Origin of the sequence: Rufibacter ruber (assembly GCF_014138425.1) — a bacterium.
GTDB classification, from domain to species: domain Bacteria; phylum Bacteroidota; class Bacteroidia; order Cytophagales; family Hymenobacteraceae; genus Nibribacter; species Nibribacter ruber_C.
Window position 1 is genome coordinate 25560 of the sequence record NZ_JACJIQ010000020.1, and the last position, 13483, is coordinate 39042.

Consider the following 13483-nt stretch of genomic DNA (forward strand, 5'->3'; position numbering starts at 1 on the left):
CGTATGGATAAACTTTAAATCTTAGTTAGTTCTGCTTTATACCGGTTCTCCCCTAAGAGGTTACCGCCGCAAAAGTAAGCAGACTCTACCACACTGCCACACCCCCTGCTGTTTTTTTACGGGCTGGCAGCTTTCATCCCTCTCACTGCGTTGAATCTCTGGCTATAGTATCTGTGGCCAGGGCATGCGTAGAGGTGGCCCCCCCCATTCCGGCCCCGCCGGCGCTGCTGGTGGCAGAGGTAGGGCGCACCGCTGTTGAATCTCCGGTAGTGCCGGGCCCTTGGTCAGTGGTAGAGGTACCTGTTCCTGCTCCGCCACACGCGGCAACAGCAAAGAGCAGGCCTGTCAGTATCCCGTTGGCCTTGCGTGTTCTTCTTCACATGCAAGTACCTGGTAGATGGAGCAAAAGCAAAGAGCCAGTCAACCTCTGCTGACTGGCTCTTATCCTGCAGTGCAAGAATTACTAGTCTACGGTGTCTTCCAGCTTGGTAGCCATCTCTAAGTGAGAGCGTAGTTGCGGAAGCATTTTAGTGGCCAGCGCCTTCACCTGTGCATTCTGAGCGTTGTTGCTCTTGGCCTCAAACATGGCAATGGTCATTTTGTGGCTGGTTTCCATGATGTCCATGAAATCCTCATCAAAGTCTTTACCGGTTTTGCCTTTCAGTTTGTCTACCATGGCCTGGTGCATAGGCATTAAGGTGGTAGGCAGCTGAATGTTCAATTGCTTGGCCAGCGCCATGGCTTCCTGGTTGGCTTTGGAGTGGTGGTCTACCATCATCTGGCCATATTTTTTCACATCGGCGTTAGCCGCGTTCTGTACCGCCATTCTGCCCAGCTCAATCTCCAGCATGTTGGCGCTGGCGGCGTTCATCATAAAGGCAGGATCATCTAAATCAGTGACTGTGGTGACATCAGCGTCTGTACCCATAGTACCGGTGGTTCCGGCAGAAGCCGTGGTTCCGGTGGTACCAGCCGTGGCATCTGCGGTACCGGTGGTACCCATGGCCGCATCTGTGGCAGTGGCCGTTTCAGCGGTAGAGGCTGTGTCTGTACTAGTATCTGTGCTAGTACAAGCAGCGGTGAACATCATGGCACCGGCCGCAATCATAAGCATTGGTTTTTTCATAGTTCCTTTTGTTATTTATTCAGGTTCACCTTACATACGGGAAGGTTTGACTGAGGTTGAGCCGGACAAGAACAATACGCTTGCATTGCCCAACCAGAGACAGGCCACGCCCTCAGGCGGTTAGTCAATTTTTGACTCCAGTTTGTCTGCTGAGTCAAGGTGCACGCGCAGAATGGGCAGTGTTCTCACCGCAAATGCTTTGACAGAGACGGTTGGGGCTTTGTTACTGGCTACCTCAAACTTGGCTATGTCATATTCATGCAGGTCTTCCATAAACTCCATATACTCCTCATCCAGCTCTTTGCCGGTGAGTTTTGAGAGTTTGTCAACCGCTTTCTGGTGGGCGGGCATAAGCACCGCCGGCGGAGTCATGTTCATACCGGAGGCAATGGAATGCACTTCTAACGCGGCCTTGGTATGGTGGTCCATCATCATTTCGGCAAACTGCCTCACCTCAGGTTTGGCACTTCTCTGTTGCACCAGTTTTGCCAGCTGTATCTGCATCATGCTGGAACTGGCGGCCTCGTTCAGGAATTCCCCCTCTGTCATGAGCTGGTTCTGGAACATGAAGCCCCCAGAAGCCGCCGCATGGGTGTTGGTGCTGGCATTGGCCTCACGTATGGCCTCATCTGTGCCCCTGGTGGAGCCAGCGGCCATGTTATTGTCCCTAATGCTGGCCTCATAGGCGTTGGTGGCAGGAATCTGATTAGAGGTAGACGTTTCTATTCTACTACAGGCGGCACCGGCGGCCAGGGCCCCGGCAATGCACATATACATTAGCTTTTTCATAGGTATTTTTTCAACATCAAACAATCAACTGCACTTACTGGTAGGCGCGGTTACGGCACTACCTTCTTGAGCTGCGTGGCCAACCGTAGGTAGCCTTGCAGAACGGGGGTGTTTTTCAGGGCGAAGCCACGCAGCGCCAGGTTGCTGGAGCTGGAGACGGCATTCTGATACAGGGCTATGTCTTGTTGCAGCGCCGTCTCCATTTCACGGGCATACGTTTGTTCAAACACAGGCGAAGACAGCTTTGCCGTTCTGTCATAAATCACCTTGTCATTACCAGATAGGGCGCCGGGATATGTGACCCGCATCTGCTGGGCCACCCCCTTCAGCTCTGTGTTGATCCTGGTGTGCTGCTGGGCCATCAGTTTGGCAAACTCCCTAACCTCCAGATTGGCACTTTTCTGCATAGCCAGTTCACTGAGCTGTACCTGCAGCAGACCGTTACTGCCCGCAATGGCGACAAACGAGGCGTCTGCCTTAGAGGCTGAAGGAGTACCCGTACCAGACCCGGTGCCAGCGCCGGTACCTGATCCTACGTCAGCGCCGGCGCAGCCCGTCAGTAAAATCAGAGAAAAAACTACTGCCCACCCGGCTAGAACCCACTGTTTCATCTTCTGCATTTTCATTCTTCTACTTCTGCACCTGGCTTTCCAGCTGCTCAGCCTGTTCTACATGGGCTCTGAGGGTAGGCAGTGCTTTGGCGGCATAGCTTTTCAACTCAGGGTCTTTGCCCTCATTGGCCATTTCCTCATACTTTTTAATAATCTCCTCATGGTTTTCCACCACCGCCTCCAGGTAAGCCTGGTCAAAACCCGCTCCCGTTTTGCTCAGAATGTCATTGTACAGATCCTGGTGATCATTGCCTAACTTGGTAGGGGTGATGAGGTTCTTTAAATCTGCAATCTGCTTGAGCTGGGCGTTGGTCTGGGTGTGGTGATCCAGCAGAAGCTGACCAAACTGCTTCAGGCCAGGATTTACGGCTTTGCTGCTCGCCAGCCGCCCCAGCTCTGCTGAAAGCATGTTGTGGCTGGCGGCCTCGGCCACAAACCAGCCGGCGGCTTCATCTTTCCCGGTGCTTTCCAACAGCTCCTCATTGTGCTTAGCGGCCGCGTCTACTGAGGTAGAGTCAGAAGAACCGCCGCAGCCGGAAACCCAGAAGAGCAGCGCGCCCCCGCAGATCAAGTGAAACAGATTTTTTTTCATAGTTAGATTTTGTACGCATGGCTTTACAGGTGGCACCTGTCCGTGTTTTTACGGGCGAAGCGGGCTAGGGTTGAAAATGCGCCCGGCCTTGTTTTGTATATAAAATTTACTATATTTAATTCCCCCTTGGTTAAACCCACTCTTCCCTTTGCTGTCAAAGGGAAAAAACAGACAAATGATTACTGGCATGAAACTACTTAAGAAGGGGGCTGCGGCATGGTTGCTGCTGTTTCCGGTCTTGTTTCTGGGCTGCAAGAAAGACCAGGAACAGGAAGAAGCCCTGGAGAACATCCAATCTGTAGAAGACAACGCGGTGGCAGAAGCGGAGTTTGCCTCTGTCTTTGACTGGGTAGACACTGAAGCCCCTGAAGATTATCAGTCTGGTGTCAGGGTTACCGGTTTTATCACCCCCTTGCCAGACTGCGCCCAGCGCTCCTGGAACGCCGCCACCCAAACCCTGACCCTTGACTTTGGCACCGCCAACTGCCTGTGCCCGGACGGGATCTACCGCCGCGGAAAAATCATAGCCGTCTTCAACGGCCCCAGACGCACCGTGGGGGCTACCGTTACGGTTTCCCTGCAGGAGTACTACGTGAATGACCGCCAGCACACCGGCACCAAGGTCATCACCAACCTGGCAGCTGAGACCGGCAAGCGGAAATACCAGGTGGTGGTCACCGGGGCGGGCATCATCACCCCAGACGGCACCATCTCCTGGGCAGCCAACCGGGTTCTGGAACGAACCGCCGGGGCCGGAACAGTACAGCTAACAGATGATGAATATGTCATTACCGGCTCAGCCACCGGCACAAACCGCAAAGGCGTTGCGTTTACCTGCACCATCACCACACCCCTCAAAAAGGTGTTCAGGGTGGGCTGTCTCAAGAACTTTGTAGCCGGCCAGGTTAGCGTGACCAACAAGAATGGCGGCACCCTCACCTTGAATTATGACCCCGTGGGCGGCGAACCCTGTGACAAGGTGGCGGCCATCACGGTGAACGGAAGAACCAAACAAATTACCCTGCGCTAAGGCGTTTGGTAACGAACATAAGTACTTGGGCAGAAATAACTAGCTATTTCTTTCCTCTCTGGAATTCTGGAAGGATCTTGGTGGCGAACGGCAGTATCGGTCAGTAAGAGCTTATCTCGTTCGCTCACAAGATCCTTTCAGGATGACAAAATGTATAATTTGATTTGTCTTGCTACTGAAAACAGAAAAGGGAGCCTAAAGCAGGCTCCCTTTTCTGTTTTCAGGCTACTTTTTCAAAAACAGGCCTAAACCGTATCTCAACTACAGACTTACGCCCTTCTTTCTTCCGGCTTGCCGAATGGTGTCCCGCACCAGCTCCTCATGCTCCTCGGGCAGGTCGTCAAAGCTTATCTCCCCGGCTTGGCCGCTGGTCAGGCGGTAGAGCATCTTGTCTGGCTGCACCCGCAGCAGACTAATGTTGCTCCACAGCAGGGTGAGGGCAGACTGGTTGGGCAACAGCTTCAGTTCCAGGTATTGGTCTGTCACCTCTACATAGCGGGTGCCAGATGGTTTGCGGCGGCGCCAGGCAATGAACAGGTACGAGATGGCCAGTGCCAGCTGGATCAGGGGTAAAATGTACTCCCCCACCGTGGTGGCGCCTTCTTCTACGTAGCGGTGGTACACCCCGTACCCGCCAATGAGCAGGAACACCACGGCCAGAAAAAAATACACGCGCATAAGCGTAGTGCCGTTCTGAGCAGCGGGGGCTAAATTCAGGAAGAAAGGCTCCATAGGCAGTCTTATTTTGGTGAATTGTTTTTGCGTTGACGCAGCACAAAGAAGATTTTCAGCAGCACAAACATCAGAAAACCAGCAAATGACAGCACGGGCACCAGAATATTGGGGTGCTCCAGATTGCGCCACAGAATAAGAAAGGAAACCACCAGCATTCCGTTTAGCAGCATGTTCCCGTTTCGGGTTTGGTTACTCATAGAAATAGGAAAGAAATAAAGATACAAAAAACCAGCCACTCCCCAACCCGTCTGTTTTTGGCCTGTTTTCTGAAAAACAGGCCAAAAACAGAAAAAGAGGTTCTACTGGTTGGCCATGGTCCACTTCTCAAAATCCTTGAAATAGCCGCTTCCCCAGAACTGGTACCTCGGGATCATGTTCTGCTGCAGCCGTTTCTTGAAATCAGTGAGGTTTTTCTGCTTCTCTTCTGTCCAGAGCACCTCGCTCAGAGCAGTCATACGCGGGAACACCATGTACTCCACCTTAGACGGATAGCCCATATACTCGGTCCAGACGTTGCCTTGGGCGCCCATGATGTAGCGGCCCAGGTTCTGCTGCTTCAGCTCTGCCGGCACGGGCTCAAAGTTATACACGGCATCCAGCGGGTTGTACCCATGAATGGCGAGGCTGTCTTTGGGGTCTTTTGACTGATACGCGTCAAAGTAGAGCGGCTTTCCGGGGCTCATGATCACCGGGTGTTTCAGCTGCGCGGCCGCAATGCCTTCTTTGGCCCCGCCCCAGTTCATGACAATGGCCGTGGTGTCCAGTTTCCCCTCCAGAATCTCATGCCAGCCAATGATCTTTTTGTTCTTCTTGGCCAGGTAGCCCGCCACCTGCGTGATGAAATACGTCTGCAGTTCCTTCTCGTCTTTGAGGCCGTTGGCCTTCATAAACGCCTGGGTCTTGGGGTCTGCTTTCCACCACATCTTGCTGCACTCATCGCCGCCAATGTGCACGTACGGCGACGGGAACAGATCAGCCACCTCGCCAAACACGGTCTCCAGAAACTTAAACGTTTGGGAGTTGGGCGCCAGCACGTTGTTCTGCCGGTTGTACATGCCCCAGGTGTTGGCTACCTGCCAGGTGGTATCAGGGCGGGTGCTGAACTCAGGGTAGGCCGCAATAATGGCCCGGCTGTGGCCCGGAATGTCAATCTCAGGCACTACGTTGATGCCGCGCACAGCGGCGTATTTCACAATGTCGCGCACCTGGTCTTTGGTGTAGAAACCGCCGTAGCGGGTAGAGTCATAGCGGGCGGGCTGGTCTTTGAAGTGGCCAATGAGGGTAGAATTCCGCCACGCGCCCACGCTGGTCAGTTTGGGGTACGCGTCTATCTGCAGGCGCCAGCCCTGGTCATCTGTGAGGTGCCAGTGAAAGGTGTTGAACTTATGGAACGCCAGGTAGTCAATGTATTTCTTGATGAACTCCACCGGAAAGATATGGCGGCTTACATCCAGGTGCATGCCGCGGTACGCGAACCGGGGGTAATCTTTGATTTCTACCGCCGCTACCTCAGCGGTTTTCACTTTCTGCAAGGGCAGCAACTGCAGCAGCGTCTGGAGACCATGCACCACCCCCGGCACATCTTTGGCCTTCACGGTAATTTGGTTCCCCTGCGCCTGAAGCACGTACATTTCTGGTTTCGGCGCCGCCGAAGGGTCATTTTTTAAATAAATCTGGGCAGCGTTGCCCGCCGCTTTTGCGCCTTGCACCACTTTCAGGGTCAGCCCCAGCTGTTTTTGCAGCAACCCCTGCAAATAGGTGGCCTGCTCCTGAAAAGGGGCATCTGCCACAATCACCGTCTGCGCCGTTACGGGCACCGGCTTCTTGCCCAGTGCGTTTACCCACACCGGTTTGGGAATGATGTTGTTCACAGACGGGGGTTGGGCGTGGCCGCCAAGCGACAGCACTAAAAGCAGAAGCGCCACCAGGGGAAGTCTAAGATTTAGCATTTTTTCTGATTAGATTCTCGTCATTGCCGCATTGCGGCTGTGTAAAGGTAAACACCTGCACAGGATCACGGCAAAAAGAAAACGGCCTTTGCCCCATAAAATTGGGCAAAGGCCGTGAAATCACTGCTTAGAAGTAGTGTTTGTCAAGATCACATTGTCTTGCTACCTGAACTTATGACTGCTTGGGCTGCGGTTTTGGCTTGCGCGGCAACTTGTCTTTGCGGTTGGCGGTCTGGTACACAAACGAGGCCACTATCACCGATGCCTGCTTCAGGTCTTCGGGCTGCAGGCGGTCATAGGTGTCCATGTTGGTGTGGTGGGTGCGGGTGTCATACTCCAGCTCATCCTGTATGAACTGGAAGCCCGGGATGCCCAGCGCATCAAACGCCAAGTGGTCAGTACCACCGGTGTTGCGGTTGGTCACAGTAGTGGCCCCCAGATCATGGAACGGCTTGAACCACTCTTTGAACAGCGGCGCTACCGCCTCATTGCCCTGTGTGTAGATTCCTCTGATTTTACCGGTTCCGTTGTCCAGGTTGAAATAAGCTGAAACCTTATCATACTCAGGCAAAGTCTGCATGGTCTGCGCATCACCTAAATGCTTTTTAGCATAGCCTCTGGAGCCGTGCAAGCCTTGCTCCTCGCCACCCCACAGGGCAATGCGAATGGTACGCTTCGGTTGCAGGTTCAGGGCTTTGATGATACGTACAGCTTCCATCATCACGGCTACCCCGGCGGCGTTGTCTGTGGCGCCGGTGGCGGCATGCCAGGAGTCAATATGACCGCCCAGCATCACCAGCTCAGACTTCAGTTTCTTGTCAGTACCCGGTATCTCAGCAATCACGTTGTAGCCCTGCGGGTCATCTGTCACAAAGCGGGTCTTGCTTTCCAGCTCCACCTCTACCGGAATACCGGCGCTCAGCAGGCGGCTCATGCGCGCAAGGTCTTCCAGGGCAATCTCAAACTCAGGCAGCACCGGCTTGGCATCCTGGGCATAAGAGGCGCCGTTGCTGGTGAAGAACGTACCGTGGGAGCCGCTGCGCGAACTCAGAACGGCGGCAGCCCCTTCTTGCAGGAACATCTCAGACATTTTGGTAGCCAAAGCTCTGCGGGCTCTGAACGCGGCCATCTGCTCTTCGCTCATGGGTGCCCGTCCCGCCGAAGGCTGTACCGGCTCAGCCATTTTCTGCAGCTGCTCGTCTGTGTATCTGAAAGCCGAGGGCTCAAAAGACGTTTTAATGGGGTTGTTCACCTGCATCATCACAATCTTGCCTTTCAGCTTGCCCGCGTACTGCGCCAGGTCTTCTTCTTTGGTGGCTTTCACCAGCACCACCTGGCCTTTCACCGTGCCATTGGTGCTGGGGGTCCAGGCTTTGGGCGAACCAATCATGGGCTGGTAATACGGTTTGGTCAGCGCCAGGTAAGACTTCTCTACCTCCCAGCCTTTGCCAAACGTGCCCCAAGGTTCAATGGTGGCATTCTTCAATCCCCAGGAAGTCAGCTTATCCTTGGTCCACTGGTTGGCTCTGGCCAGACCCGGGGAGCCGGAAAGACGCGGACCGTTCACATCTGTCAGGTAAAACGCAATGTCCATGACCTGTGAGTTTTTCAGGCCCTCCTGGCGGATTTTCTCCACCACGGCCGCGTCTAGCGGTTCGGCTTGCTGGGCAAAGGCAGGAACCGCCAGGAACGCGGTGCCCAACAAAAAGGCGTAAGCTTTGTTCATTTGTTTGTAGGAATTAATAATGAGTGTGTTGGAAGCGGTAAAGATAGAAAGTTGCTGCAAATTAGCCACTCTTTAATAGCAGCATCACCTCAGGGTCTCGCTAAAAGCATGCGTTTACAATTGTCTTATGCGCTGCAACCGGGCCTCAATTGAACCTGGCCTGGCGGTTGCCCCGCCCCATGGCGCTGCTATGCTGCTGAAAAAACGGGCTAGAAGCACCTTTTCCTCCCCGTTTTCGTCGGCAAAAATTAAAATGTAAACAAGCGCTTACCTCTGCCCCAGCTGACAATTTTTCTCTGTTTCTTCCCCCACTTTTGAAATAAGGCCATACAGCCCTACGCAGAAAGTGATGAGGGTAATTCCGTAGCCTAACGGCAGAAACACGACCGCGCCAGTCACACAACCTGCGCCTTGCCCTTTGGCAGTCACTCCCTCTAATAAAGCACTGGCTGCCAAAAACGTGGCTTGCCAGGGAAGGAACACCCCTAGGGCGCAGGCTGTCAAAAAAATAGAAACCCTGATGGGCAGGTTTGTTTTCACCACCAAAAAGCCCGCCTGCTGTACAACCAGCGGAAGAAATAGGAGTAGAAAAGCAAAAAGCATAGAAAATCCTGTAGAACGGTAAAAAGAAACCAAACCTCTTTTCCCTTTATGCGGCTTTCCACCCTGGGTAACCCATACCCCTTGCCACTCCCGCCGCAAACCCTTACTTTTGAATGAGCGCATGCCGGCAGTTTTCTTTCACTCCCCAAATATGCCCCAACCTTAGCGTTTTTGACCTGTTTTTGAAAAAACACCCCTAAAACCGATGTCTGAAGAAAAACTTATCTATAGCGTCACCAACGGTGTGGCCACCATTACCCTCAACCGTCCAGACGTATTCAATGCATTCAATGATCAGCAGAGCTATGAACTGCAAGATGCGTTAAAACAAGTCACCCGTGACGCCAGCGTGCGCGTGGTCATTCTCACCGGCGCGGGCAAAGCCTTCTGCTCGGGCCAAGACCTGAAAGCCATTGCCGGGGCCGAGAAACGCTCGTTGGCTGAAAGCCTGCACAAGCGCTACAACCCCATTATCAAGGCCATGCGCGAACTGCCCAAACCCATCATCTGCCGCCTGAACGGTGTAGCGGCGGGCGCCGGATGTTCCCTCGCTCTGGCGTGCGATTACATTGTCGCCAGTTCTGCGGCTAGTCTCATTGAAGTATTCGTGAACGTAGGGTTGGTGCTGGACTCGGGTTCGTCCTATTTTCTGCCGCGGCTGGTGGGCATGCGCAAAGCCTTTGAACTGAGCACACTGGGCACCAAAGTCCCCGCCGAGGAAGCCTTGCGCTTAGGCCTGGTCAACCAGGTAGTGGCGCCTGAGGAACTGGACGCCGCCGTGCAGCAGATCACTGACCGCTACGCCAGCGCCCCTACCAAAGCCATTGGGCTCATGAAGAAGATGCTGAACAAATCGTTTGAGTCCAGCCTGGACGAGATGCTGGAATATGAGGCGTACTGCCAGGAGATTGCCGGTTCCTCGGCTGACTACCGCGAAGGCGTAACCGCGTTCAACGAGAAGCGCAAACCTGTTTTTACAGGAGAATAAGCAAATTCTGTTTTCGGCCTGTTTTCTCAAAAACAGGCCGAAAACAGGAAAGCGGTGTTTCCTCTCCGCCGGGGAGAGGGTTAGCAAAGGCCATTGGCGCAGACGCTCGCAGGTCCTCCGGACGCTACGAGGCCTTTTCAAAATTGCTGATGGTTTATTGCTACTTGTTGAAAATGAACTGGCGCGCAATTAATGTCTCGTGACAAACCATGGCGCCAGGCTCCAGACGCGCCGGATGCAGATGCCCACGGGAGTCTGGAGACTCCACTCACTCATCGGCACGAGTCTGGAGATTCGCGCCAGATTAAGGTTTCAACCAGCTTTTTACGAGGACACGGGAATAACCTAGTTGGCTTATTGCCATCAGCGGTACTGCCCCTTGGCTGACCGTTCCGCTAGCCTTTGTCCCGGGGAGAGGGAATGCTGGCTTGGGCGTTTTGGGGCTGTTTTCCCAAAAACAGCCCGAAAACAGAAACTTACGCTACAGCAGCCACAGCAGCAGCCAACCCAAAGCACCGGCCAGAAAGCCCGCCACCAGCGCCGGGAGCAAGTTCAACCGAAGTACTTCTTTGTAGTCTTTCAGGTTGGCGATAGAGGCGGCGGCCACAATATTGAACAGGCAGATGGCATTTCCCAGCCCCGCCCCCACCAGTTGCAGCGCCAGGATTACCGTAGCATTCACCTTCAGCAGCTGGGCCGTTTCCAGCTGAGACGGCGCAAAGACCACATTAGAGACGGTGGTGCTGCCGGTGATAAAAGCGCCCAGGATGCCCAGGAACGGCGAAAACAGAACATAGCCGCCTTGCAGGCGGCCCATCATGCCAGAGATATAGTTGACCATAGACGGCTGCACCCCGCCCGAGTGGATCATGAGCTGCGCAATCATGATAGACGGAAACAGCACCAGCGAGACCATAGCCGTTTTCTTCCCGGCTTCGGCCAGATAAAACGTGCGGCTCTTTTGGTAGAGCGCCACCACCCCACCCACCAGCAGAAACGGAAAGAGCGGCGAGAGCAAAGGGCGCAGACCAGTAGAAATCCCCGTCCCGAAGAGGTGGTGAAAACGCAACTCCCAGCCCAGCACCTGCTGCAAGCCGCCCCAGAGCTTAGGCAGCAGCAGCAAACCGGCCAGCAGCACATACGGCACCCAGGGGCCCACCTGCAGCCGGGTGCCTTTGCTCCTCAGATACAGCACAGACAGCACCAGCATGGCCAAGGCCGCCAAGACGGTAGCCAGATCAGTCACCCACCAGGCAAACCCGCAGAACGGCACCGCAAAGAACGAGAACAGCACCCATACCTGGGCTTTGTGCCGCACCGGGGTTTGGGCGTTCCGGAGAAACCTGAACACAAAGAAAAGCAGCGCCCCCTGCACCAGCACCCCTATCACGGCCGCCCACAGGCCAATCTGCCGCACCTGATCTGGCGGCAGCCGCAGCGGGTGCTGCATGCCCGTGAGCAAGGGCGTGCCCACCGCCCCAAAAATGGCAAAGAGCCCGTCAAACAGCAGCACCACCGCCACTGACACCAACGCGTCATAGCCCATGGCCATGAGCAGCAGCGGCACAATGGCCCCCGGCGTGCCAAAACCCGCCACACCCTCAAAAAAGGCGGTCAGGCCAAGGGCCAGCAGGAAAAACCGGATTTCCTTAGACGGGTGAATCTGCTCCAGCGACTGCCCAATCTGCTCCACCAGCCCCGTGCCCTGCATCACGTTGTACAGAAACAGCGCCCCAAACACAATCATGAGAATATTGAGGGTAGACACCACAGACACACCCATCACCGCCAGGTACTGGGCAACCGGGGCGCCCCAGTAAAAGAACAGGCCGCTGGTCACCACCAGGCCCAGCAACGCCGCCTCACGCACACTCCTCAGCAGGGAGAAGAGAATGAGTACGGCAATGGGCAGCAGGGCTAAGAGAAACATACACGGTTTCGTTTGGGAAGAACGCTCTATTTTACGGCTGTTTTCAGAAAAACAGGCCAGAAACAGCTTTTAAAACGCAAAGCCCCAGAGACTGATGCCCACCAGCAACCCTAGCACAAACCCTGTGTAAATCTGCTTGGTAGTATGGGCCCCCAATGACAAGCGGGCCGTCATCACCGCGCCGCAGATGACAATACCCGCCACAATGGGGTACACCAGCACCGGTTCAGGGAGCCAGCCGTGCAGCAGCACCAAAATCCCCAGGCCGCCGCCTAAGCCCATGGAGTGGGCACTTATCTTCCAGAACTGGTTAATGAACAGGGTGGCGTAGACCGTGGCGGTAATCAGCCCCATGACCACAAAGAAGATGCGGTCAAAGTACGGCTGGCGGTACAGCAGCACGGTGGTAATGGTGTAGCAGACAGCCGCCATGAGCAGCGGCCAGCGCCGGTCAATGCGCGCATCTAGGGTAAACGTGGTCACCACCCCCGCCTTCTGCATCAGGAACGTGCCAAAGCTGGGCAGCAGAAACGTAGTGATGAACACCAGCAACAGCACAAACCGGCGCGCCTCCATGGGCAGGGAAACCGCCTCCTGCGGAAGAAAATATAACAGTAAGGCAAACAGGTACGTGGGCAGCAGCAGCGGATGAAACACCACCGAAAGAACCATTGCCAGACGGGAATTCACTTTATAAGGAGGAATTAAAAAGTAAGAATTGTAATTGGGCAAGCACTCTTAAACAGCTAACAAAGATGGACCTAGAAAAGGTTATTTGAAAATTTCTACACAAAACTTTGTGTAGAATCTTGTTCTCTCATAAGCGACAGATGATTATCTTTTGAGATTACGTTTCGTTTATGATGGTAACGCCAGGAACAAGACTATTTTTAAGAACCTCTTTAATAGCCGGAGCCAATTTGCTCAATGTAAAATACGTATTGTCAGGAGCATTGAGCACGAGCACTGGAATGGAGTACTTTTTAAAATTCTGCTGATACTGCAGATTCTTGTCAAAGGTAAGCAACGCATCAAAACGCTCAGCCATCAGCAACTGCATTAACTCTCCATTCTTCTTCCCGTTCCAGCCTTTATCGCTTACGGTATACACGTCATGCTCTGCAAAATCCAGCTTAAGCCGCTTTGGCAAGTTTTCATCAAGCAGCAGCTTCATAGAGTTTCTCTATGTTTTTTGAGGTCATTATCTTTTCGGCAATACCCAACACATTCACCGCTTGCTCTTTGCTTACCGTTGGGAAATCTTCTAAGAACTCTGCTAAAGAAACACCCTTTTCTAAATGCAGGAACAGCGTTTCAATAGGAACACGGGTACCGTTGAAGACCGGCTGTCCGCCTAAAATTTCCGGATCAATGGAGATATAGTCTTTGATATTATTCGCCATA

At 53.9% G+C, this 13483-nt stretch carries 14 protein-coding genes; 2 read left to right on the forward strand and 12 right to left on the reverse strand.

Translation table 11 applies throughout. From position 1 onward, the window contains the following. Positions 1-463: 463 nt before the first annotated feature. From FHS90_RS19035 to FHS90_RS19050, 4 genes are all read right to left on the reverse strand, one after another. Positions 464-1126, reverse strand: a complete 663-nt coding sequence (locus tag FHS90_RS19035) for a DUF4142 domain-containing protein (RefSeq protein WP_182514205.1) — start codon at positions 1124-1126, stop codon at positions 464-466. 120 nt (positions 1127-1246) lie between these two features. After that, positions 1247-1915, reverse strand: a complete 669-nt coding sequence (locus tag FHS90_RS19040) for a DUF4142 domain-containing protein (protein WP_182514206.1) — start codon at positions 1913-1915, stop codon at positions 1247-1249. Between the two features lie 50 nt (positions 1916-1965). Further along, entirely contained in the window at positions 1966-2541 is a 576-nt protein-coding gene (locus tag FHS90_RS19045; protein ID WP_182514207.1) for a DUF4142 domain-containing protein, read from the reverse strand. A gap of 4 nt (positions 2542-2545) precedes the next feature. Further along, positions 2546-3118 carry a DUF4142 domain-containing protein gene (locus FHS90_RS19050; protein WP_066829163.1) on the reverse strand — a complete coding sequence of 191 codons (573 nt, stop codon included), beginning with the start codon at positions 3116-3118 and terminating at the stop codon, positions 2546-2548. A 187-nt stretch (positions 3119-3305) separates the two neighbouring features. Here FHS90_RS19050 and FHS90_RS19055 point away from each other — a divergent pair, with 187 nt between their 5' ends. Further along, positions 3306-4148: a hypothetical protein gene (locus tag FHS90_RS19055; RefSeq protein WP_182514208.1), complete on the forward strand. Its 843-nt coding sequence runs from the start codon at positions 3306-3308 to the stop codon at positions 4146-4148. A 261-nt stretch (positions 4149-4409) separates the two neighbouring features. Here FHS90_RS19055 and FHS90_RS19060 read toward each other — a convergent pair whose 3' ends face one another. The 4 genes from FHS90_RS19060 to FHS90_RS19075 all read right to left on the reverse strand — a co-directional run bounded on the left by FHS90_RS19060 (position 4410) and on the right by FHS90_RS19075 (position 8558). Next, positions 4410-4880 (reverse strand): hypothetical protein, encoded by a 471-nt coding sequence (locus FHS90_RS19060; protein WP_066829155.1) that lies wholly within the window; start codon positions 4878-4880, stop codon positions 4410-4412. A gap of 8 nt (positions 4881-4888) precedes the next feature. After that, on the reverse strand, positions 4889-5080 hold the full coding sequence (locus tag FHS90_RS19065; protein ID WP_153042528.1) for a hypothetical protein: 192 nt from the start codon (positions 5078-5080) through the stop codon (positions 4889-4891). A gap of 102 nt (positions 5081-5182) precedes the next feature. Next, the gene (locus FHS90_RS19070; RefSeq protein ID WP_182514209.1) at positions 5183-6832 is read right to left on the reverse strand and encodes a beta-N-acetylhexosaminidase; all 1650 of its coding nucleotides are present in this window, start codon (positions 6830-6832) and stop codon (positions 5183-5185) included. 172 nt (positions 6833-7004) lie between these two features. After that, positions 7005-8558: a M28 family metallopeptidase gene (locus FHS90_RS19075; RefSeq protein WP_182514210.1), complete on the reverse strand. Its 1554-nt coding sequence runs from the start codon at positions 8556-8558 to the stop codon at positions 7005-7007. Positions 8559-9366: 808 nt separating this feature from the next. Between FHS90_RS19075 and FHS90_RS19080 the strand changes: the two genes are divergently transcribed. Continuing rightward, a complete protein-coding gene (locus FHS90_RS19080) occupies positions 9367-10149 on the forward strand; it encodes an enoyl-CoA hydratase-related protein (RefSeq protein ID WP_182514211.1) in 783 nt (260 codons plus the stop codon). Between the two features lie 481 nt (positions 10150-10630). On the opposite strand, the gene FHS90_RS19085 is transcribed toward FHS90_RS19080, so the two are convergent. The 4 genes from FHS90_RS19085 to FHS90_RS19100 form a co-directional block, all read right to left on the reverse strand. After that, positions 10631-12079 (reverse strand): L-lactate permease, encoded by a 1449-nt coding sequence (locus FHS90_RS19085; protein WP_182514212.1) that lies wholly within the window; start codon positions 12077-12079, stop codon positions 10631-10633. Between the two features lie 69 nt (positions 12080-12148). Then, entirely contained in the window at positions 12149-12769 is a 621-nt protein-coding gene (locus tag FHS90_RS19090; protein ID WP_182514213.1) for a hypothetical protein, read from the reverse strand. A gap of 157 nt (positions 12770-12926) precedes the next feature. Next, positions 12927-13253: a DUF5615 family PIN-like protein gene (locus tag FHS90_RS19095; RefSeq protein ID WP_182514214.1), complete on the reverse strand. Its 327-nt coding sequence runs from the start codon at positions 13251-13253 to the stop codon at positions 12927-12929. Next, the gene (locus FHS90_RS19100; RefSeq protein ID WP_182514215.1) at positions 13237-13482 is read right to left on the reverse strand and encodes a DUF433 domain-containing protein; all 246 of its coding nucleotides are present in this window, start codon (positions 13480-13482) and stop codon (positions 13237-13239) included. Before FHS90_RS19100 ends, FHS90_RS19095 begins: the two co-directional genes overlap by 17 nt. Position 13483: the final 1 nt, after the last annotated feature.